Annotated in this window: 17 protein-coding genes; 2 read left to right on the top strand and 15 right to left on the bottom strand. The window is 74.2% G+C overall.

What is annotated here, in order from left to right:
• Positions 1 to 15 precede the first annotated feature (15 nt).
• The 7 genes from ACE3UN_RS14755 to ACE3UN_RS14725 all read right to left on the bottom strand — a co-directional run bounded on the left by ACE3UN_RS14755 (position 16) and on the right by ACE3UN_RS14725 (position 7,161).
• A complete protein-coding gene (locus tag ACE3UN_RS14755; protein WP_374675730.1) occupies positions 16 to 543 on the bottom strand; it encodes a GNAT family N-acetyltransferase in 528 nt (175 codons plus the stop codon).
• Positions 540 to 860, bottom strand: a complete 321-nt coding sequence (locus tag ACE3UN_RS14750; RefSeq protein WP_374675729.1) for a DUF1778 domain-containing protein — start codon at positions 858 to 860, stop codon at positions 540 to 542. Before ACE3UN_RS14750 ends, ACE3UN_RS14755 begins: the two co-directional genes overlap by 4 nt.
• A gap of 87 nt (positions 861 to 947) precedes the next feature.
• The gene (locus tag ACE3UN_RS14745) at positions 948 to 2,639 is read right to left on the bottom strand and encodes an FAD-dependent oxidoreductase (RefSeq protein ID WP_374675728.1); all 1,692 of its coding nucleotides are present in this window, start codon (positions 2,637 to 2,639) and stop codon (positions 948 to 950) included.
• Between the two features lie 10 nt (positions 2,640 to 2,649).
• The gene (locus ACE3UN_RS14740) at positions 2,650 to 4,212 is read right to left on the bottom strand and encodes a polyamine aminopropyltransferase (protein WP_374675727.1); all 1,563 of its coding nucleotides are present in this window, start codon (positions 4,210 to 4,212) and stop codon (positions 2,650 to 2,652) included.
• Positions 4,202 to 4,426, bottom strand: a complete 225-nt coding sequence (locus ACE3UN_RS14735; RefSeq protein ID WP_374675806.1) for a DUF350 domain-containing protein — start codon at positions 4,424 to 4,426, stop codon at positions 4,202 to 4,204. The genes ACE3UN_RS14740 and ACE3UN_RS14735 overlap by 11 nt, the downstream gene beginning before the upstream one ends.
• Before the next feature lie 25 nt (positions 4,427 to 4,451).
• Entirely contained in the window at positions 4,452 to 6,104 is a 1,653-nt protein-coding gene (locus ACE3UN_RS14730; protein WP_374675726.1) for a DUF4178 domain-containing protein, read from the bottom strand.
• Entirely contained in the window at positions 6,097 to 7,161 is a 1,065-nt protein-coding gene (locus tag ACE3UN_RS14725) for an SPFH domain-containing protein (protein ID WP_374675725.1), read from the bottom strand. The genes ACE3UN_RS14730 and ACE3UN_RS14725 overlap by 8 nt, the downstream gene beginning before the upstream one ends.
• A gap of 51 nt (positions 7,162 to 7,212) precedes the next feature.
• Between ACE3UN_RS14725 and ACE3UN_RS14720 the strand changes: the two genes are divergently transcribed.
• Positions 7,213 to 8,451: an FAD-dependent monooxygenase gene (locus ACE3UN_RS14720; RefSeq protein ID WP_374675724.1), complete on the top strand. Its 1,239-nt coding sequence runs from the start codon at positions 7,213 to 7,215 to the stop codon at positions 8,449 to 8,451.
• 109 nt (positions 8,452 to 8,560) lie between these two features.
• Here ACE3UN_RS14720 and ACE3UN_RS14715 read toward each other — a convergent pair whose 3' ends face one another.
• Together ACE3UN_RS14715 and ACE3UN_RS14710 are read right to left on the bottom strand one after the other, a co-directional pair.
• A complete protein-coding gene (locus tag ACE3UN_RS14715; RefSeq protein WP_374675723.1) occupies positions 8,561 to 10,366 on the bottom strand; it encodes a methyl-accepting chemotaxis protein in 1,806 nt (601 codons plus the stop codon).
• A 162-nt stretch (positions 10,367 to 10,528) separates the two neighbouring features.
• A complete protein-coding gene (locus ACE3UN_RS14710; RefSeq protein ID WP_374675722.1) occupies positions 10,529 to 11,116 on the bottom strand; it encodes a GNAT family N-acetyltransferase in 588 nt (195 codons plus the stop codon).
• An 86-nt stretch (positions 11,117 to 11,202) separates the two neighbouring features.
• On the opposite strand from ACE3UN_RS14710, the gene ACE3UN_RS14705 reads away from it, so the two are divergent.
• The gene (locus tag ACE3UN_RS14705; protein WP_374675721.1) at positions 11,203 to 12,519 is read left to right on the top strand and encodes a response regulator; all 1,317 of its coding nucleotides are present in this window, start codon (positions 11,203 to 11,205) and stop codon (positions 12,517 to 12,519) included.
• Between the two features lie 40 nt (positions 12,520 to 12,559).
• Here the strand turns inward: ACE3UN_RS14705 and ACE3UN_RS14700 are convergent, their stop codons facing one another.
• From ACE3UN_RS14700 to ACE3UN_RS14675, 6 genes are all read right to left on the bottom strand, one after another.
• A complete protein-coding gene (locus ACE3UN_RS14700; protein WP_374675720.1) occupies positions 12,560 to 13,852 on the bottom strand; it encodes a cation:proton antiporter in 1,293 nt (430 codons plus the stop codon).
• Between the two features lie 64 nt (positions 13,853 to 13,916).
• Complete coding sequence (gene phnE, locus ACE3UN_RS14695; protein WP_374675719.1) at positions 13,917 to 14,717, bottom strand: phosphonate ABC transporter, permease protein PhnE; 801 nt, start codon at positions 14,715 to 14,717, stop codon at positions 13,917 to 13,919.
• Positions 14,714 to 15,547: a PhnE/PtxC family ABC transporter permease gene (locus ACE3UN_RS14690; protein ID WP_374675718.1), complete on the bottom strand. Its 834-nt coding sequence runs from the start codon at positions 15,545 to 15,547 to the stop codon at positions 14,714 to 14,716. Before ACE3UN_RS14690 ends, phnE begins: the two co-directional genes overlap by 4 nt.
• A complete protein-coding gene (locus tag ACE3UN_RS14685) occupies positions 15,544 to 16,368 on the bottom strand; it encodes an ATP-binding cassette domain-containing protein (RefSeq protein WP_374675717.1) in 825 nt (274 codons plus the stop codon). The genes ACE3UN_RS14690 and ACE3UN_RS14685 overlap by 4 nt, the downstream gene beginning before the upstream one ends.
• A gap of 10 nt (positions 16,369 to 16,378) precedes the next feature.
• Positions 16,379 to 17,248 carry a putative selenate ABC transporter substrate-binding protein gene (locus tag ACE3UN_RS14680; protein ID WP_374675805.1) on the bottom strand — a complete coding sequence of 290 codons (870 nt, stop codon included), beginning with the start codon at positions 17,246 to 17,248 and terminating at the stop codon, positions 16,379 to 16,381.
• 72 nt (positions 17,249 to 17,320) lie between these two features.
• Positions 17,321 to 20,124 (bottom strand): PAS domain S-box protein (locus tag ACE3UN_RS14675; protein WP_374675716.1); only part of this gene is annotated, 2,804 nt, incomplete at its 5' end.

Here is a 20,124-nt window from a genome sequence, read left to right as displayed (position 1 = left end):
GCCGGGCCACGCCGGCTACATCGGTGCCAGCGTCTGCCTGACGGTGGCGAGCATCAGGCACAGCGTCATCTCTTGCACGGGCGATGGGAGGAACCCGCGCGACAGGTAGAAGCGCCGTGCGGGCTCGGACAGCGCGTGCACCAGCAGCGCGGTGACGCCGGCGATCTCGGCCGCTTGGAGGCTGCGCCGGATGGCATCGTTGAGCAGCGCCGTGCCGATGCCCCGCTGCTGGTGCTTCTGATCGATGGCCAGGCGGCCCAGGACCAGCACGGGCACGGGGTCGGGCCGGTTGCGTCGCAGGGCGGACGGCGCCTGGTCGTGCCCCACCGCACCGGCGGCGAGGCAGTAGTACGCGATCACCTCCTCACCCTGGCAGACCACGTAGGTGCGCGACGAGCCGTTGGCCTGGTTGCGCAGGGCACGGCGCTTCAGCCAGTCGTCCAGCGAGGGCTCGCCGCAGCTGAAGGCCGCCAGCCCGTGCTGTGCTGTCAGCGCCTGCGGTGCCGTCAGCGCCTGCGGTGCCGACAGGGCCGGCCCCGTCATGGACGGCGACGCTTGGCGCTGGCTGGCGCGGGGGCGGGGCTGTCCCAAGGTGCCGGGGCCTGGAGTGTGCGACGCAGCCGGTCCGTCGGCGGGGGCGGAGCGTCGAGCAGCGCCTGGAAGGCCGCGAAGCGGTCCGCATCCAGGGCGAACCACGTCTGATCGAGCAGCACATCCTCGGCTTGCCGGCAGGCGGCCTCGAGCATGAAATCGGAGCGGCTGCGGCCCAGGCGCTCAGCCGCCTGGTCGATGAGGTCCCGCTGGCCTGCCTTGGCGCGGATGCTGATCGTGACGGGTTCGAGGGCGTTGGCCTGGGCCATGGGGCGTTCCAGCGGTCTGTGGGACGAAATTGTATGTGATTTGTCCATACACACTGTCTCGGCCAGGCCGAACCCGCCGGGGGCCTGTCAGGCGCCGCGCTGCGGGCCCCCTCCCCCGGCCAAGGCCCCCAGGCTGAAGGCCTCTTCGAACACCGAGAAGCCCGCCACGTCGGCGTGCACGAACCGGACGCGGCCGCGCCCCGCGTGCAGGCCGGTCCGTTCCGCTGCCGTTCGCACGCCGGGCGCCGGGATGCGCATCGCATGGCCGTGGCGGGTGAGCTCCACCGCGCGCAGGCGCAGGGGCAGGTCGGGGTGCAGGGTGTCGGCCAGGCCGCGGGTGACCCGCAGCGCCCAGGTGGCGGCGGGTTCGCTCAGCAGCGCCGCGCGCTGGGACTCTGGCAGCGCGTGGTAGGCCGTCAGCACTGTCGCTTGGCGCGCCGGGTTCATCGCCTGGTGCCCTGCGTCGACATAACCCAGTGCCGTGCTGGACCCGGCGGGTGCATGCGCCACGCTGTCCCAGGCCGGCGGCACGCCGGGGCGGTCGGCCAGCGGGCCGTCCAGGTGCAGGTTCGCCACCAGCCAGGGGGCGTAGCGGGCGTGGCGCGCCGCGGCGGTGAGGGCCGGGGGAGGGTTCGTGAGGATGCGCTGGGCGATGAACAGGGGCAGGGCGACGATGACCAGCGGCGCCGTCCAGGTCTCCATGTGGCCGGCGCGTTCATCCCAGGCCCACACCTGCACGTCGTGGCGGTTCAGGTCCACGCGGCAGACGGTGCGGCCGGTGAGCAGGCGGCCTTCAGCGGCGTGCGGGGCGGCGAGCTGCCGCGCGAGCCAGGCATTGCCCTCGGGCCAGGTGAACACGCCATGGGTGGCGTCGTCGGCCTCCTCCGTCTGCCCGGGAGCCGGACGGCCGTCGGCATCCGGGCCGGGGTCGAAGCCGTGGCGGCTGGCGAAGTAGTGCAGGCCGGCCCAGGCGGACACGGTGGCCAGGCCGGCGCCGTAGTCGTCGCGGCAGGCGTAGTCGAGGTAGGCGAGCAGGCGTTCGTCGTCGAAGCCCTGGGCGCGCAGCCAGGTGGCGAAGGTCTGGGCGTCCAGCGCGGCGTGGCCGGCGGTCCAGGGGCTGCGGTGGGTGGGCAGGCTGAAGCCCAGCGTGCGGCGCGCGGTGTCCACCTCGGCGGCGAAGCGGCGGTACTGCGCCGCGGTGGCCGGGTGGCCGTCGGCGGAGGGCAGCAGGCCGGCCTGCCAGGCGCCGTCGATGAACAGGCGCTCGGCGGGCGCGTGCACCAGGTGGCGCTCGTCGGGCACGGTGCGGCGGGTGAGCGGGTCGGTGCGCAGCAGGCCGATCTCGTGCAGCCACTCGATCACCTCGTACGCCGGCGGCTGCGGCACGGGCAGGTAGTGCGCGCCCAGCGGGCAGGCCAGGCCGGCCAGGGTGTGGCCGCGGCTGTTGCCGCCCGGCTCGTCCGCCAGCTCCAGCAGGCGCGCGTCGGTGATGCCGCGCGCCACCAGCGCCCGCATCGCGGCCAGGCCGGCGATGCCGCCGCCCAGCACCAGCGCGCCGGCCCGGCCGTGGCGCGCCGGGGCAGGCCAGCTGCCGGCCTTGCTGATGGCCAGCGCATCGCGCAGGCGGTGGCCGCGCTCGGGGTGGGTGCCCACCCAGCGGGCGGGCACGTCGGCCAGGTCGGGCACGTCGACGCGGCGGCAGCCGCTGCCGAGCAGGGCGGCGGTGGTGCCGGCCAGCCAGTGGCGGCGCGTGAGGCGCATGGGGCGCGGCGGGCTCATCGGCCCGGCCTCATCGGTGCACCCGCCCCCACTCCTGCTCGAAGGTGTGCACCAGCGATTGGGTGGACAGGCGGTTGGGCTCGGCCGGCACGCGGGCCATGTCGGGCGGGAAGTCCAGCAGCGCGGGCAGGCCGGGCAGGCTCAGGAAGCGCAGGCCCGGCGGCAGCGCGGCGGGGATGGCCCAGGGCCGCCGGCTGGCCAGCACGAAGCCCCATTCGCCGAAGCTGGGCACGTGCGCGTGGTAGGGCGTGGCGCGCAGGCCCACGGCCTCCGCCGTGGCCACCACCGTCCAGAAGCTGCGCCGCGCGATCAGCGGCGAGGTGGTCTGGATGACGGCGTAGCCGCTGGCGGCCAGGTGGCGGTCGAGCAGGGCGTAGAAGCTGGTGGAGTACAGCTTGCCCAGCGCGAAGTTGCTGGGGTCGGGGAAGTCCACCACCACCACGTCGAAGAAGGTGTCGTCGCCCAGTTGCTCCAGCCAGCCGTAGGCGTCGGCGTTGACGATGCGCACACGCGGGTCGTGCAGCGAGCGGTCGTTGAGCGCGGTGAGCAGGGGCTGCTCGCGGAACAGGCGCGTCATGGCCGGGTCCAGCTCCACCAGCGTCACCTGCTGCACGCTGGGGTGCCGCAGCACCTCGCGCACGGCCATGCCGTCGCCGCCGCCCAGCACCAGCACCTTCTTTGGCGCACCGTGGGCCGCCATGGCCGGGTGCACCAGGGCCTCGTGGTAGCGGTACTCGTCGCGCGAGTGGAACTGCAGGTTGCCGTTCAGGTACAGGCGCAGGCCGCTCTCGGCGCTGCCGGCCACCACCACACGCTGGTAGGCGCTGCTCTCGCGCAGCAGCACGGATTCGCCGTAGAAGCGCTCCTCCGCCCAGGCGGTGAGCGACTCGGCCGCCGCGAAGCCGCCGCCGAGCACGGCCACCACCGCCGCGCAGGCCAGGGTGTGCGCGCCCGGGCGCGGCACCTGGGCGCGGAACATCCACAGCGCCCACACCGCCACCCCCGCGTTCAGCAGGCCGAAGAACAGGCCGGTGCGGATCAGCCCCAGGTGCGGCACGAGCAGCAGCGGGAAGGCCACCGCCACCACCAGCGCGCCGAGGTAGTCGAAGGTGAGCACCTGCGCCACCAGGTCCTTCAGGCCGTAGCGGGCGGCGAACTGGCGCTTGAGGATGCGCATGACCAGCGGGATCTCCAGCCCCACCAGCGTGCCCACGGTGGCCACGCCCGCGTACAGCAGCACGCGAAAGGGGGTGTCGTGCCCGCCCGGCAGGCTGGCGTGGGCGGCGAACAGCGCCGCCGGCATCAGCCCGCCGGCCAGGCCCACCAGCAGCTCGATGCGCAGGAACTGCGCCACCAGCTGGCGGTCGATGAAGCGGCTCAGGTACGAGCCCGCCCCCATGGCCGCCAGGTAGGTGCCGATGACGGTGGAGAACTGCAGGACCGAGTCGCCCAGCAGGTAGCTGGCCAGCGCGCCCGCGGCCAGCTCGTACACCAGGCCGCACGCGGCCACCACGAACACCGAGGCCAGCAGCAGCACCTCGGCTGCCGACGGCCCCGCGCGTTCATCCACCATGGATGGCGGCGGCCACGATCACCGCGATGCCCAGGCACATGGCACCCACCACGATGGCCAGCGCCACGTTCTGCTTGCCCACGATCTCGTCCCACAGGTCGTAGGGCGTGAGCTTGTCGACGATGAGGAAGCAGACCCAGAAGATCAGCACCCCGATCAGCGCGAACAGCATCGAGCCGAAGAACACCGCGGGCTTGAGCCACTCGATTCCCATCATGGTGGTCACTCCAATTGAAACGTTACTTGTGGCCGCCGCCACCGCTGGAAAAGCCGCCGAACGAGCCGCCGCCGGTGCGGAAGCCGCCGCTGCGGGCGCGGGCGCGGCACTGCTGGTATTCGGTGCTGGCCTCGCCGAAGGTGGCCTTGAGCTCGTCGCAGTCGTCGTCGCTGCCGCAGCGCGCCATGAGCAGCATCACCACGATGACGACGATGAGGATGACGACGCCCTGGCTCAGGCCGCTGAAGGACGAGCCGCTGGCGGCGCTGCCCAGCGGGGACGCGTCACGCCGCAGCGCACCACGCGCCTCGGGCGGCAGGCGGAAGGCGCTGGCCACGGTGTCGGCCGGCAGGCTGTGGCCCAGCGACCAGACCACCTCGCCGGCGGTGGCCTCGCGGGAGAGCTTGGCGCCGGCCGGGCCGTCGTAGTCGGTCACCTCGGCCGTTTCGCCGCGCTGCACGCGCCAGTAGAACTCGCCCTTCACCCAGGTGACCTTGGCGCGGTAGCGCCAGCGCTCGGTGAAGGCGGTGGCGCCCACGCGCGCGCCGCGGCCGGTGACCACTGGCGTGCCCGTCATGGGCCGCACCCAGCTCCAGCCGTCCTCGGCGTCCACCAGGAAGGCGAAGCCGGCCGTGCGGTGGTACAGCAGGTACTCGCGCCAGAAGGTCTGCTCCTCCTCCTCGTCGCCGGGGGCGGGCAGGTCGCAGCGCTCGAGGTAGCCCACCACCTGCCAGTCCAGCGGGCCCTCGGCGCCGAGGGCCAGGCGGCCGCTGCGGCCCAGCGGGATCTGCGGCTCCAGGCCGCCGGGGCCGCTGTTGTTCTGCGCGTAGTGGGCGAGGTCGGCGCCCACACCCTGGCCGTCGGCGCCCAGGTCCACCACCGCCCGGCACTGCGGGCAGCTCATGGACTGGGTGGTGGCCAGCGTGGGCGCCAGCGGCGCGCCGCAGCTGGGGCAGGGCACCTGGCGGCCGCCCAGCGTCTTCTCGCTGGCCTCGCGCAGGCCGCTCAGGGACAGCTCGCTCAGGGCCACCGGCCGGCCCACGGACCAGGTGGGGGCGGCCGGTTCGCTGGCGTCCAGCGTGGCCACCTCGCCGGCGGCGCTGCGCAGGTCCACCACCGTGAACTCGCCGCTGAGCGCAGGGGGGCGCGGCAGCTCGCCCTCGGCGGCCACGACGCGGGCGCGCACCACCGAGGCCACGCTCCACACGCTGCCGCCGAGGCGGCGGGTCTCGCCCGGCGTCAGCTCGGCCACGGGCGGCGCGTCGGCCGGCAGGGGCGCGTCGAAGGCCAGCACGTAGGCGCCGTTGTCCTCGCTCAGCCAGGCGGAGCGGGGGGCGGCGGCTGCGCCGTCCGACGAGGCCGTGTCGAACAGGGCGTGCCACTCGTTCCAGGTGCCGCCCTCGCTGCCATGCTGCACCCGGCCCACGAGCGAGAAGCCCACGCCCTGGTGGCGGCCGCGCACGCCCAGCTGCAGCGGGCTGTGGTCGTCGAACAGCTCGGCGGACACGCCGATGCGGCGCAGCGCCTCGCCGTCGCGCACGACGGTGGAGCGGCAGAAGCTGCACACCGCGCTGGCCGACGCGGCCGAGGCGAACTCGACCGGCGCGCCGCAGCCGGGGCAGGCGGCGCGCCAGCGGCGCTGCGGTGCCGGCTCGTCGGTCAGGTGGTCAGACAAGTTTCTTCAGCAGCTCGGCCTTCTTGGCGGCGAATTCCTCGTCGGTGAGGATGCCCTTGGCCTTCAGGTCGGCCAGCTTCTCCAGCGTGGCCATCACTTCGTCGGGGCGCAGCGGCACCACCGCCGGGGCGGCGGGGGCCGCGCCGGCGCCCGCCGCCGCACCGCCGGCCTGGCCGGGGTTCAGGCCCTGCGCCAGCTGCCCGGCCAGCACCTGGCCCAGGGCCACGCCGGCGCCCAGGCCCATGGCATCGCCCACCACGCCGCCGCCGCCGTCGGCGGCGCCTTGCGCCATGGCGGGGATGGCCTGCGCCGTCTGGTACTGCATGAAGCGGCCCATGTCCTGGCCCACCATGCCCATGCCGATCTTCTGGTCGAGGATCTTCTGCAGCTCCTCGGGCAGCGACACGCTCTGCAGCTGCACGGCCTGCAGCTTCAGGCCCAGGGCCTCGAAGGCCGGGGCGGTGGCGGCCAGCAGCTGGGCGGCGAACTCCACCTGGTTGGCGGCGAGGTCGAGGAAGGGGATGCCGCTGGAGGCCACCGCGTCGGCGATGTGCTGCAGCATCAGGCCACGCAGCTGGCCGTCCAGGTCGGCCACGGTGACGCGCTCGCGCGTGCCGGCCAGCTCGGTGTGGAAGCGCTTGGGGTCGGCCACGCGGTAGGCGTAGTTGCCGAACGCGCGCAGGCGGATGGCGCCGAAGTCCTTGTCGCGGATGGTCACCGGCTGGGCCGTGCCCCAGCGCTGGTCCACCTGCTGGCGGGTGCTGAAGAAGTAGACGTCGCTCTTGAACGGGCTCTGGAACAGCTTGTCCCAGTTGCGCAGGTAGGTCAGCACCGGCAGCGTCTGGGTGGTGAGCGTGTAGCGGCCGGGGCCGAAGACGTCGGCCACCTGGCCTTCGTTGACGAACACCGCCATCTGCGACTCGCGCACCGTGAGCGAGGCACCGTGCTGGATCTCGTTGCCGGCCATGGGGAAGCGCCAGGCCAGCGTGCCATCGCCGGTCTCCGTCCATTCGATGACGTCGATGAACTGCTTCTTGATGAAATCCATCAGGGCCATGTGGCGAGCTCCGGCTGGGCGTTGAAAGGTGCGGCGAATAATACGCGGGCCATGCCCACGCCCGACGCCCCCCCGCCTTCCGTTCCCGCCCTGCGCCCCACCCGCCTGGCCGTCATCGGCGCGGGCCCGGTGGGCCTCACGCTGGCGCTGTACGCCGCCCGGCTCTGGCCCGGCGCCGACATCACCGTGTTCGACGCCCGGCCGGCCGACAAGGACGTGGCAGGCGACCCGCGCACGCTGGCCCTCAGCCTGGGCAGCATCCAGCTGCTGCAGCGGCTGCAGGTGTGGCCGCAGGACGACGCGCAGCCCATCCTGCAGGTGCACGTGTCCCAGGCGCCGCCTACGCTGAGTGGCCTGCCGCTGACGCCCGAGCTCACGCTCGGCGCGCTGGAGCAGGGCGTGCCGCAGCTGGGCGCCGTGCTGCGCTACGGGCAGGTGGTGGCGCCGCTGCAGCGCGCCTGGGCCGCCGAGTGCGCGGCGCAGCCGCAGCGCTGCCACTTCCGCCTGGGCACGGCGGTGTCGGCCCTCAAGCCGGTGGCCACGGGGGGCGTGGAGCTGGACGCCGGCATCGCCGAGACCTTCGACCTGGCCGTCATCGCCGAAGGCGGCGTGTTCGCCGACCAGGCGCGCAAGGCCCTGGCGCACGACTACCGCCAGACGGCCTGGGTGGGCACGGTGGAGCTGCAGTCGCAGGACGTGCGCGGCACCGCCTACGAGCGTTTCACCCGCCACGGCCCGGTGGCGCTGCTGCCGCTGCCCGCGCAGCCGGGCGACGCGCCCGACCACCGGCGTGCCGCGCTGGTGTGGTGCGTGCCGGCCGAGGACGACCCGGTGGCGCCGCTGGACGAGCGCCAGCGCCTGCTGGTGCTGGCCACGCTGCTGCCCGAAGCCGCCGGCCGGCCGGTCGCGCTGAGCCCGTTGAAGCATTTCGCGCTCGGCCTGAACGCCGAGCGCACGCTGGTGCAGGGCCGGCAGGTGCGCATCGGCAATGCCGCGCAGACGCTGCACCCGGTGGCCGGCCAGGGCCTCAACCTGGGCCTGCGCGACGCCTTCGCGCTGGTGCATGCGCTGCGCGACACGGCCGACATGGACGCCGCGCTGCGGCGCGTGGAGTGGGCCCGCGCGCCGGACCGCTGGAGCATGATCGCCGCCACCGATTTCCTGGCGCGCAGCTTCACCTGGCAGCTGCCGGGGCTGCCCGCGCTGCGCGGCCTGGGCATCGCGGCGCTGCAGGCCATGCCGCCGCTCAAGGGGCTGATCGCGCGTCAGATGATGTTCGGCCGGCGCTAAGGGCCTTCGACAGGCCTGTCCTGAGCCGTGTCGAGGGCTCAGGCCGAACGGCCCTGCGTCGCAGGACGAGCTGCTTTCCCGCCCGCGCGGGGCGGGTGCCGGTGCGGGCTCAGTGCCCCAGCTTGAACGCCCCCACCGCGCCGGCCAGCACGTTGGCCTGTTCACGCAGGCTCATCGCGGCAGCGGCGGATTCCTCCACCAGCGCGGCGTTCTGCTGCGTCATCTGGTCGAGCTGCGTGACCGCCTGGCCCACCTGGCCGATGCCCTGGCTCTGCTCGCGCGTGGCGGTGGAGATCTCGGCGATCACCTCGCTCACGCGCTTCACCCCGGACACGATCTCCTGCATGCTGCCGCCGGCCTCCACCACCAGGCGGGTGCCGCCCTCGACCTTGTCCACGCTGGTGCCGATGAGGGTCTTGATCTCCTTGGCGGCGTCTGCCGAGCGCTGGGCCAGCGCCCGCACCTCGCCCGCCACCACCGCGAAACCGCGGCCCTGCTCGCCGGCGCGGGCGGCTTCCACCGCGGCGTTCAGCGCCAGGATGTTGGTCTGGAAGGCGATGCCGTCGATCACCCCGATGATGTCGCCGATGCGCTGCGAGCTGTGTTGGATCTCCTGCATGGTGCTCACCACGCGCGAGACGACCTCGCCGCCGCGCTCGGCGGCCTGCGCGGCGTCGCCGGCCAGCTGGCGGGCGGTGTCGGCGGCGTCCGAGGTGTGCTTCACCGCGCCGGTGAGCTGCTCCATCGAGCTGGCCGTCTGCTGCAGGTTGGACGCGGTGAGCTCGGTGCGCGAGGACAGGTCCTGGTTGCCGCTGGCGATCTCGCTGGCGGCCGTGTTCACGCTCTCGGTGGTCGATTGGATGCGGCGCAGCGTGGCGGCCAGCTTGTCCACGAAGGCGTTGAAGGACGCGCCCACCTGCGCCAGCTCGTCGTGGCCCCGGGTGTCCAGGCGCCGCGTGAGGTCGCCTTCGCCGGAGGCGATGTCCTGCAAGGCGGTGGTGAGCTGGCCCAGGCGGCGCAGCAGGGCCGTGGTCAGGCCGGCCAGCACGGCCGCGGCCAAGCCGATGGCCAGCAGCGCCGTGACGGCCGAGGCGGTGCGGATGGCGCCCACGGCGGCCATGGCGTCGCCCTCGTGCATGGCGAGCACGAAGGTCCATTCGGTGCCGGGCACCTGGCGCGCGCTGAGCAGGTAGGCCTGGCCGCCCACCTCCTGCGGCGCCGGCTCGGCCTGGCCACGCAGGGCCTTGAGCTTGGCGCCGTCCAGCCCCGCGGCCACCTCGGCGGCGGGCTTGAGCGTGAGCTGGGCGTCCGGGTGGGCGATCACCGCGCCGGCCGCGTCCACCAGGTAGGCGAAGCTGTGCTCGGTGGGGCGGATGCTGCGCACCGCCTGCACCACGCCGTCGATGAACAGGTCGCCGGCGGTCACGGCCTTGACGCTGCCGCCCTCGGCCACCGGGGCGGCGAAGGTCACCACCAGCTTGCCGGTGCCGGCGTCCACGTAGGGTGAGGTGAGCACGGGCTTGCCCGCGGCGGCTGCCTGCTGGTACCAGGGGCGCGACGTGGGGTCCCAGTCGGCCGGCAGGTTCTGCGGCGACGAGAACACATGCCGCTTGTCGGCCCAGCCGATGTAGGTGGTGTCGTAGCGGCCAGCCGTCCTGGCCTGCACCAGCGCGGGCAGCGCGTCGGCGGCGTCCACCGCCGGGGCCAGGGACACGATCACGTCAGTCCGGGCGGCCACCCACTCGCCCAGCTGGCGGGCGTTGCTGTCGGCCACGGAGGCGATGCGCTCGTCGGCTGCGGCACGGGCGGCGCGTTGCACGACGAAGAGGTTGATGCCGGCCAGCAAGGCCATGGCGACCGTCACGGTGCCGACGCTGGCGGCGATGAGCTTGGCGCGAACTGTGGTGAATGGCATGGTGTCGGGGCCGGCGCGGCGTGGCATGCGACGCGGCTGACGGCCGTCAAGGAATGTCGGGACAGACATGCCTTGTCGGCCGAACAGCCGATCACTTGATGCGGCCCGGGGCGGCCGGTGAGGCCTGGTGAGGCCAATTGCACGCCTGGTGGCGCCGGGGCGTCAGGCGGCGTCGTCGCGCAGCCGGGCGTAGTCGCACAGGCTGCGCAGCTGGCCGGCCGGGTTGCGCAGCGCGTGGCGGCGCACCCCTTCGAGCGTGAAGCCGCAGCGCTCGGCCACGCGGCGCGAGGGCGTGTTCTCGGTGTCCGTCACCAGCTCCACCCGCACCGCCTGGGCGTGAGTGAACGCGTACTCCGTGAGCGCGATGACGGCCCGGCCCACCCAGCCCCGGCCCTGGGCGCCCGACCGGCACCAGTAGCCGATCTCCAGCTTGGGCACCTGCCAGTCCGGCCGGTGCAGCCCGCAGGCGCCCAGCAGGCGGCCGGTGGCGGCCTCGTGCATCAGGAAGGGCAGGTCGGTGCGCGCCAGGAAGTTGGCGTGCGAACGCCGGCACCAGGCCTCCGACGCGGCCGGCGAGGGCTCGGCCGCCACCCACGGCAGGGCCGACAGGAAACGGCGCAGGTCGGTCAGCGACTCGGTGATCGCCTCGCACAGGGCCGCGCCGTCGCCCGCCTGCGGCACCTGCAGCCGCAAGGGCCCGGCGTCGATGTGCAGCGGCAGGTCCAGGCGGAGGGCGTCGTTGGTGTCCACTACCCCACCATACCGCGTTCGGGGCGGGAGCGCCCGTTGCCGAGCCGCCCGATTGCCCTCGCGCTTCGCACATCGAAGGAGACACCATGGAGTTTTCCGAGCTCTTCACCCAGAGCGTGCGTGAAGTGCTGCCTCTGGTTCGGCAAAAGGCGCTCGTCTACTACCTGGATTTCGACGGCGCGTATTTTGAGCTGGCGGGCGAACACGCCGTCCTGCGCGCGGGCACCCACCGCCTGCTACGCGGCCTGATCGACTGCTTCGAGACCGGGTTCCTGGTCTTCACTTCCGCTGTCGCCTGCGGCACCGACGGCCGGTGGAAGGCCACGCTGCACCTGGCCGGCGCGGGCGCCACGGCGTGCTTTTCGAGCATCGCGGAGGTGTTGGCGCGCCTGCAGCTCGAGGCCGGGCCCGAGGCGGCACACGGCAGCAGCGGGGCGATGCGCATTTCTGGGGTATGCCCTGCCACCGGCGGACAGGTGAAGTTTGCCTACGCCGGCCACGAGGGCATCTTCATCTCTCTCACGGTGGACGTCGAGGGCGAAGAAGTGCCGGGGCCGTCCCCGCTGCCGGACGCGGAAGGCGTGATCGCCTTTACGGTCAGCGAGGTCCCGGGCGGGCTGGATTCGGTGGCACGGCGCCTGCGGCGCCTGGGCTGGCAGGTGGCCGAGTTCGGCGCGCTGGATCAGGCGATCCACCGCCTGGCGCTGGATCGCAGCAGTGGCCAGACGCTGCCGCTGCTGCTGCTGGTGGCCGAGGTCGATGGGCAGGAGCTGGCGGCGCTGGAGCCGGTCAGCCGTGCGCTGCCGGCCACCCGCGTCGTGCTGGCCGTGCTGGCCGGCTCGTCCACGCTGGACGCGCGGGCGCACAGCCCGGTGGACATCCGGCCTCTGCCGCTGAGCCCGCGGGACCTGGAGCGCCTGACGCAGCATGTGGATGCGCTCACCTCCACACCCGAGTCGCGCGAGACCTCGCCCATGCCGCTGTACGTGCACGACGCACGCCGCGTGCTGGTGGTGGACGACAGCGACGTCAACCAGTTCATCGCCCGCGGGCAGCTTGAACTGCTGGGTTACGACGTGACCGTGGCGACCAACGGCCGGGAAGCCCTGCAGCTGTGCCGCGAACGGGCGCCCGACGTGGTGCTGATGGACATGGACATGCCCGAGCTGGACGGGGTGCAGACCACCCAGCACCTGCGTGCCTGGCAACAGGTGGGCATCGTGCCGCCATTTCCCATCGTCGCTTCCACGAGCGGGGAGGACGTGGACCGGCGACGCGCGGAGTGCCTGGCGGCCGGGATGGACGGCTACCTGGCCAAGCCGATGGACCTGCGCCGGCTGGCCGACGAGATCCACCGAGTGCTGCCGGAACGGGCGGCCGAGAGGCCCGGCGCGGCGCCCTGAAGCCGGCGGCCCGGGCCGCCGCCCTGGCCCGCAGGGCGCTTCACCGGGCTGCGTATCGCTGCATCACCGGCTGGGCGGACAGCCCGTGTAGCATGATCGATGCCGCCACGGTCCACAAGGTCAGCGTCACCAGCAGCTGAGCGGTGGGTGCCTCCAGGCCATGACGCAGGGCGAACAGCAGGTAGTAGACCGAACCCACGCCGCGGATGCCGAACCAGGCGATGAGACCGGCCTGAGCCGGCGCCAGGCGCTCGCCCACGGTAGCGGGCAGAGTGGACAGCGGTCGCAGCACCAGCAGCACCAGGGGCACGAACCACCACGTCGCGGCCACCGGCGGGGCGTACCACAGCATGGCGCCAACCAGCAGCACCAGGGCCAGCTCGGCCAGCTTTTCGAGCTGCCCGTTGAAGAGCTGGACGGTGTCGCGCATCGTGGCGCTGGCATGGTGCGAGTGGGTGGCGAGGACCTCGTAGGAGTGACCGGCCGCTGCCGGCGATGCCTCCAGCGGCCGGCTGCCGGGGGCCGGCCGTTCGCGCACCCGCTGCAGCGCCAGCCCGCTGGCGAAGACCGCGAGGAACCCGGATGCCATGGCTGCGTGGGCGATGCCATAGGACAGCCCGATCACACCCAGGCCGAGGAACACGTCCAGCCCCACGGCCTCCTGGTGGCGCGCACGCAGGTACACCACGAGCCGACCCGTCAGCGTGCCCAGGCCGGCGCCGATGGCCGCCCCGGCCAGCGTCGCCCACAACAGGTCCACCGCGAGCCAGTGGAGCAATCCGACACCCAGATCGTGGTGGCCCATCAGGCCCAGCCCCAGCATCACGAACGGAAACGCGGCTCCGTCGTTGAGCCCGCCTTCGCCCGCCAGGCTGAAGCCCAGTCGATCCGGGCGCGGCCCCGGGTCGGACTGCACACCGGAAGCGAGCACCGGGTCCGTCGGCGCCAGGATGCCGCCGAGCAGGATGGCAGCGCCGGGGGACAGGCCGAGCCCCCACACGCCCACCGCCGCGATCATGGCCACCATGGCGGCCATGGAGACAAATGCGAGGCGCACCGGCAGCCACCAGCGGCGGCTGCGCAGCGGCACGCCCAGGTGCAGGCCCACCGCGAACAGCGAAATGAGCAGTGCCGCCTCGGCGACGATCGCCAGCAGGCGGGTGGCGCCGGCAGGGTCGGGAGCCAGCACATTCATGGCGCCGGGGCCGAGCGCCCCACCCACTGCCAGGTAGACCATGGCGCTGCTCAGCGGCAGGCGGCCGAACAGGGTGCCCAGCAGCACCATGGACAGCAGCAGCATCCCGGCGAACAACGACCAGCCGGCCATCGACATGCGGACCTCCGGTGACCAGCGGCGACGCACCGGCCGAGCAAGCGCGGTGCCCGCCGCCGGCGGCTCAGCGCAGCATCAGCCGCCGGCAGGCGACGGACAGGCCGTCCACCGCCAGCACCAGCGCCATGGTGGCGGCCAGCACCGTGCCGGCCTCGCGCAGCTGGAACAGGCCCAGGTGCACGCTGAGCATCTGCCCCAGGCCGCCGGCGCCCACCACGCCCAGCACGGCGGCGGCGCGGATGTTGTTCTCCCAGCGGTACAGGCTGTAGCTCAGCAGCTGCGGCGCGATCTGCGGCGCCTGCGCCCAGGCGAACACGCGCAGCGGGCCCATGCCGCGCCAGCGCAGCGCGGCCGCGGGGCCGGGCGGCGCGTTCTCCACCGCGTCGGCGAACAGGCGGCCCAGCACGCCGGTGGTGTGCAGGGCCAGGGCCAGCGTGCCGGCCAGGGGCCCCAGGCCGGCGGCCACCAGCAGCAGGGCGGCCCACACCAGCTCGGGCACGGCGCGCAGCGCATTCAGCGCCAGCCGGGCCAGCGCACGCCAGGCCGTCCAGGACCGCGGCGCGTCCACCCCCTCGTCGGGGCGCAGGCTGGCGGGCAGGGCCAGCGCCAGGCCGGCCACCGTGGCCAGGGCGGTGCCCAGCAACGACATGGCGAAGGTCTCGGCCGCCGCCCGGCCCACCAGCCGCAGGAAGGCCGCCTCGCCGGCGGGCGGCCAGAAGCCGGCCGCGAAGCGCGCCAGGCGCTCGCCGGCGCCGTCGCCCCACAGCCCGGCCAGCCGCAGGTCCACACTCCAGAAGCTGGCCACCACCAGCGCCACGAGGGCGGCCAGCGTCGCCAGCGCGGGGGCACGGCGCGGGGCACTCATGCGATGAGCCGCCGCAGCCACAGGCTCAGGCGGTCCGACAGCGCCACCAGGGCGACGAAGACGAGCAGGATGCTGGCCACCTCGGCGCCCGCGAACATCTTGGCCGCGGTGTCCAGCTGCTGGCCCAGGCCGCCCGCGCCGACGAAGCCGAGCACCACGGACGAGCGGATGGCGCACTCCCAGCGGTAGACGGTGTAGCTCAGGCACTCGTCGGCGCAGCTGGGCAGCGTGCCGTGCCACAGCGCCTGCAGCCGGCTGGCGCCGTTGCGCAGCAGGGCCTGGGTGGGCGCGGGGTCGGTGCTGTCCAGGATCTCGGCGTACACCTTGCCCAGCATGCCGCCGTAGGCGATGCCGATGGCCAGCACGCCGGCGGTCGGCCCCAGGCCCACCACGCGCACGAACAGCAGCGCCCACACCGGCTCGGGCACCGAGCGCAGCACCACCATCCCGGCGCGCACGAGCGCACGCGCGGCGGCCGGGCCGGCGGCCATGCGACCGGCCAGTGCACTGAGCGACAGGCGCGTGGTGGCCAGCAGCGCCAGCGGCACCGCCACGGCGAAGGCGATGGTCATGCCGGCCGTGGCGATGGCGACCGTGCGCCAGGTCTCGGCCGCGAGCAGGGCGAGGAACTCGGCGTCGTGGCGCGGCGGCACGAAGCTGGCGATGAAGCGGCCGGTGGCGGCCAGCCCGCGCGGCTCGAACAGCACCCGCGGGTCGAACTCGCACCACACCGCCAGCGGCCAGGCCAGGGCGGCGGCCAGCAGCAGCCCGCCCCAGCGGCGCAGCCAGGCGGGGTCGCGCGCCGCGGCGCCGGCCGCCGGTGCGGTCATCGGCACAGCGCCTGGGGGCACGCCGGCTCGGCGCCGGCGCCGCCATCGGCCGACGCGGCGGGCCCGGCCGGCTCGGCCGTCGCGGCGTACAGCGCCTGCCAGCCGGCCTCGTCGAAGCCCTCGGGCGGGCCGTCGTACACCACGCGGCCGGCCTGCAGCGCCACCACGCGGGCGAAGCGGCTGCGCGCCAGCGCCACCTGGTGCAGCGAGCACACGAGGGTGCGGCCCTCGGCGCGCGCGGCGTCCTGCAGGGCGGCCAGGGCCTGGCCGGCGCGCACCGGGTCCAGGGCCGACAGCGGCTCGTCCACCAGCCACAGCGGCGCCTGGCTCACGCGCAGCCGGGCCAGGCCCACGCGCTGGCGCTCGCCGCCGGACAGGCGGTCCACGCGGGACCAGAGCTTGTCGGCCAGCCCGAAGTCCGCCAGGGCCTGGGCGGCCAGCGCCGCCTGCGCGCCCGGCTGCCACAGCGTGGCCAGGCTGCGTGCCAGGCCCCAGGCCGGCAGCCGGCCCGCCAGCACGGCGGTGACCACGCGCTGCCGCGGTGGCAGCGGCGGCTGCTGCGGCGCCAGGCAGAGCCGGGCGCGCAGGCGCTGGCGTGCCGCGCTGCGCAGCGCCCAGGGGTCCTGGCCGAACAGGCGCACCTGCCCGGCCAGGGGGCGGGTGGCCGCGGCGAGCGCCAGCAGCAGGCTGGTCTTGCCGGCACCGGAGGCGCCGACCAGCGCCAGCTGTTCGCCCGCCTGCACGCGCAGGTGCACGCCACGCAGGGCCGCCACCGGGCTGCCCGGTGCGGCGGGGGCGTCCAGGCCGAGGAGCTCGATCACGGGCGGCGCGTCATTTCAGCAGCCCGGCCTGCTCGGCCGCGCTGCGGATGCCGGCGTAGTGCTCGGGCGCCGCCGGCACGAAGCGCGTGGCGCGCTGCAGGCCCAGGATCTCCTGGTGCGCGGGCTGGGCGGCGTCCAGCGCCAGGAAGGCCTTCTGCAGCTTGTCGCGCCAGGCCGCGGGCAGGCTGGCGTGCACCGACCAGTTGTAGTCGTGGTACGGCGCGGTGGTGTGGAACACGCGCACCTGCGCCGGGTCCACCTTCTTCTCGGCGACGAACTTCTCCCACACGGAGATGTTCAGCGCCCCGGCGTCCACCTTGCCGGAGGCCACCGCCAGGATGGTGGCGTCGTGCGCGCCGGAGAACGCGATGCGCCGGCAGTCGCGCTCGGGCACGATGCCGGCGGCCAGCAGCGCGCTGCGCGGCATGAGGTGGCCCGAGGTGGACGAGGCGGAGCCGAAGCTCAGCGAGCGCCCCTTCACATCGGCCAGGGCACGCACGGGGCTGGCGGCGTCGGTGATGAACACCGAGCGGAAGCGCGTGTCCTCCTCGCGCTGCACCAGCGGCACGACCTGGTTGCCCGAGCGCACGCTGGCCTGCACGAAGGTGAAGCCGCCGAACCAGGCCAGCTCGACCTGGCGGTTCACCAGCGCCTCGACGGCGGCGGCGTAGTCGGTGACCGGCGTCCACTCCACCTTCAGGCCCATCTGCTGCTGCAGGTAGCGGCCCAGCGGCGCGAACTTGCGCGCCAGCTCGGTGGGCGCCTCGTCGGGGATGGCGGTGACGCGCAGCACCGTGGGCGCGGGGGGCTGGGCGTGGGCCAGCCAGGGCGTGGCGGCGGCGGCGGCGAGGAACTGGCGGCGGCGCAGGCGAACGGGCAGGGACACGGGCGACCTCTCGGGGCGGGGAAGGGGGCCCGCATTGTCGCGGGTGCGGCGCCGCACCCCGGGCGCTCAGGCGTGGTCGCGGGTGCGCAGCGCGCGGGCCAGCGTGTTGCGCAGGCGCGCCGCGTCGATGGGCTTGGTGAGGAAGTCGTTCATGCCGGCCGCCAGGGCCAGGTCCCGCTCGGACACCAGGGCGGCCGCGGTGAGCGCGATGATGGGCAGGCGCTCCTTGGGGTGCGCCTCGCGCAGCACGCGCGTGGCCTCGTGCCCGCTCATGCCCGGCATCTGCACGTCCATGAGGATCACGTCGAACGGCCGGCCGCTGGCATGGGCGCGGGCGACGGCCTCGATGGCCTCGTGGCCGTCGCCGGCCTGGGCGACCTCCACGCCCCACTGCTCCAGCAGGGCCACCGCGATCATCATGTTGACGGCGTTGTCCTCCACCATCAGCACGCGCGAGCCGCTGATGGGGTCGGCGCCGAAGCCGCTGGAGGTGGAGTCCAGCGCGTCGGCGTCGCCGGCCGGCAGCGGCAGCTCGGCCCAGAAGCAGCTGCCCTGCCCCACCACGCTGACCACGCCCACCTCGCCGCCCATCTTCTCGGCCAGCTGGCGGCAGATGGACAGGCCCAGGCCCGTGCCGCCCACGCGCCGCGCACGCGACACGTCCACCTGCGAGAAGGGCCGGAACAGCGCGCCCTGCTGGAGCTCGTCGATGCCCGGGCCGGTGTCGGTGACCTCGAAGCGCAGCCGGTGGCCGCGCGCGCACCGCACCGACAGCCGGATGCCGCCCGACTCGGTGAACTTCAGCGCGTTGTTGAGGAAGTTGCTGAGGATCTGCCGCACGCGCACCGGGTCGCCCACCACCACCGGCGGCAGGTCGTCGTCCAGCTCGATGGACATGGTCAGGCCCTTGGTGTCGGCCAGCGAGCCGTAAGCCTGGTGCATGGCACGCAGCAGGCCGTGCAGGTCGAAGGGCTCGTGGTCGAGGTGCATCTTGCCGGCCTCGATCTTGGACAGGTCCAGGATGTCCGACAGGATGCCCGACAGCGTCTCTGCCGAGTCGCTGATCTGCTCGATGTACTGGTGGCGGCGCGACTCGTCCACGCCCGGCTGGCGGGCCAGCCGCGCCAGGCCCAGCAGGGCGTTCAGCGGCGTGCGGATCTCGTGGCTGGTGTTGGCCAGGAAGGCGCTCTTGGCGCGGCTGGCGGCCTCGGCCTCGTCGCGCGCCTTGGCGAGCGCCTGCTCGACCTGCCGCTTCTCGGTCACGTCCTCGGCCAGCCAGATGGTGCCGCCGCGCACGGGCTCGGTGGGGCTGAGCGACTTCGCCAGCAGCCGGCACAGGAAGATGCTGCCGTCGCGTCGCATCAGCGGCCGCTCGATCTCGATCTGCTCGCCGAGCGACAGCACGGGGCCCACCTCGCGGCCCACGGCCTGGTGGTCGGCCGGGCTGGGGAAGACGACGCTGGCGTGCTGGCCCACGAGGTGGCCGGCCGGCCAGCCCAGCATCTGCTCGAAGCGCGGGTTGACGAGGATGAAGCGCTCGTCGCGCGTCAGCGCGATGCCCATCAGCGCGTTCTGCAGGATGGCCTCGCGTTCGAGCCGGGCCTGTTCCGTGGCGGTCACGTCGCGCGCGGCGATCACCAGGTAGTCGCGCCCGTCCATCTCGAAGCGTGCCGCCGACAGCAGCATCAGCACCTGCGAGCCGTCGCGGCTGCGGAAGGTGCACGGCAGGTTCTGCACGGTGTGCTCGCGCTGCAGGGCCTGCACCAGGCGGTCGCGCTCGGCCGCGTGCACCCAGATGGCGATTTCTCCGGCGGTGCGGCCGATCACCTCGTGCGCCGCATAGCCCGTGATGCGCTCGAAGGTGGGGTTCACCATCTGGTAGCGCCCGGTGGACATCTCGGTGAGCGTGATGGCGTCGGGGCTGGTCTTGACCAGGTGCGACAGCAGGGCCTCGGAGCGGCGCACCGCCTGCTCGGAGGCGCGGCGCTCCGTCTCGTCGGTGTAGATGGACAGGGTCGCGCGGCCATCGTCCACCTCCACCGGGGCGCTGCTCACCTGCACCAGCAGCTCACCGCCGGACGGCGGCCGGATGCGGTACTCGGTGGCCGGCAGCGGCTGGCCCAGCGGCATGCCCTGCACCTCCTGCAGGCGGGTGCGGGCGCGCTCGCGCTCGTCGCCCTGCGCGTACCAGGCCAGCAGGTTGTCGCCCACCATGGCGTTCAGGTCGCTGTAGCCGAACAGCGCCACGGCGGCGGGGTTGGCGTCCAGCACCACACCGCTGCGGTGCAGCACCAGCGGCAGCGGGATGCGGCGGAACAGGTCGTGGTAGCGGGTCTCCGTGGCGCGCAGCGCGTCGCGCGCATGCACCTCGGCCGCGCGGTCGCGCACCAGCACCCAGTGCCCGGCGAAGCGCCCGTCGGGCCCGTGGCGCGGCACGCCCGACAGGCCCACCGGCCGGGTCGCGCCGTCGGTGCCCGTCCATTCCAGCTCGAGCTCGGGCCAGCCCTCGTGCGCATGCACCGCGCGGCGCAGGCGGCGGATCTGCTCCGGCTGCAGGTGCAGCGAGGCCTGGCTCCACAGCGAGCGGCCGCGCTCGGGCGCCCGGCCGGCGAAGACATCGGTGCCGCCGCGCGCCCCGCTGGCCACCACGCGCCCGCGGGCGTCCAGGTCGATGTGGCCGTGCGCGGTGGCCGACAGCCAGGTGGCCAGGTGGCGGCGGGCGGCCTCTTCGGCCAGTGCGCGCGCTTGCGAGGCACGCCACAGCGGCAGGCCGGCGGCGGCGGCGCCCCCGGCCGCCGCGGCCGCGACCGCCAGGCCGGCGAGCACCGCGCCGGTGGCGCCCAGGCCGGCCCACCAGCCCGCGGCCCCGG

This window comes from Ideonella sp., assembly GCF_041918995.1.
Lineage (GTDB): Bacteria > Pseudomonadota > Gammaproteobacteria > Burkholderiales > Burkholderiaceae_C > Ideonella.
The sequence above is the reverse complement of the archived record's forward strand: the minus strand, read 5'-3'. Positions and strand labels throughout refer to the sequence as shown.

Bases quoted from the DNA above. Each gene is read 5' to 3' on its own strand.
- ACE3UN_RS14715 (WP_374675723.1), bottom strand. From the start codon at position 10,366: ATGCCATTCACCACAGTTCGCGCCAAGCTCATCGCCGCCAGCGTCGGC.
- ACE3UN_RS14705 (WP_374675721.1), top strand. From the start codon at position 11,203: ATGGAGTTTTCCGAGCTCTTCACCCAGAGCGTGCGTGAAGTGCTGCCT.
- phnE (WP_374675719.1), bottom strand. From the start codon at position 14,717: ATGAGTGCCCCGCGCCGTGCCCCCGCGCTGGCGACGCTGGCCGCCCTC.
- ACE3UN_RS14735 (WP_374675806.1), bottom strand. From the start codon at position 4,426: ATGGGAATCGAGTGGCTCAAGCCCGCGGTGTTCTTCGGCTCGATGCTG.
- ACE3UN_RS14700 (WP_374675720.1), bottom strand. From the start codon at position 13,852: ATGTCGATGGCCGGCTGGTCGTTGTTCGCCGGGATGCTGCTGCTGTCC.
- ACE3UN_RS14745 (WP_374675728.1), bottom strand. From the start codon at position 2,639: ATGAGCCCGCCGCGCCCCATGCGCCTCACGCGCCGCCACTGGCTGGCC.
- ACE3UN_RS14720 (WP_374675724.1), top strand. From the start codon at position 7,213: ATGCCCACGCCCGACGCCCCCCCGCCTTCCGTTCCCGCCCTGCGCCCC.
- ACE3UN_RS14725 (WP_374675725.1), bottom strand. From the start codon at position 7,161: ATGGCCCTGATGGATTTCATCAAGAAGCAGTTCATCGACGTCATCGAA.
- ACE3UN_RS14740 (WP_374675727.1), bottom strand. From the start codon at position 4,212: ATGGTGGATGAACGCGCGGGGCCGTCGGCAGCCGAGGTGCTGCTGCTG.
- ACE3UN_RS14750 (WP_374675729.1), bottom strand. From the start codon at position 860: ATGGCCCAGGCCAACGCCCTCGAACCCGTCACGATCAGCATCCGCGCC.
- ACE3UN_RS14755 (WP_374675730.1), bottom strand. From the start codon at position 543: ATGACGGGGCCGGCCCTGTCGGCACCGCAGGCGCTGACGGCACCGCAG.
- ACE3UN_RS14690 (WP_374675718.1), bottom strand. From the start codon at position 15,547: ATGACCGCACCGGCGGCCGGCGCCGCGGCGCGCGACCCCGCCTGGCTG.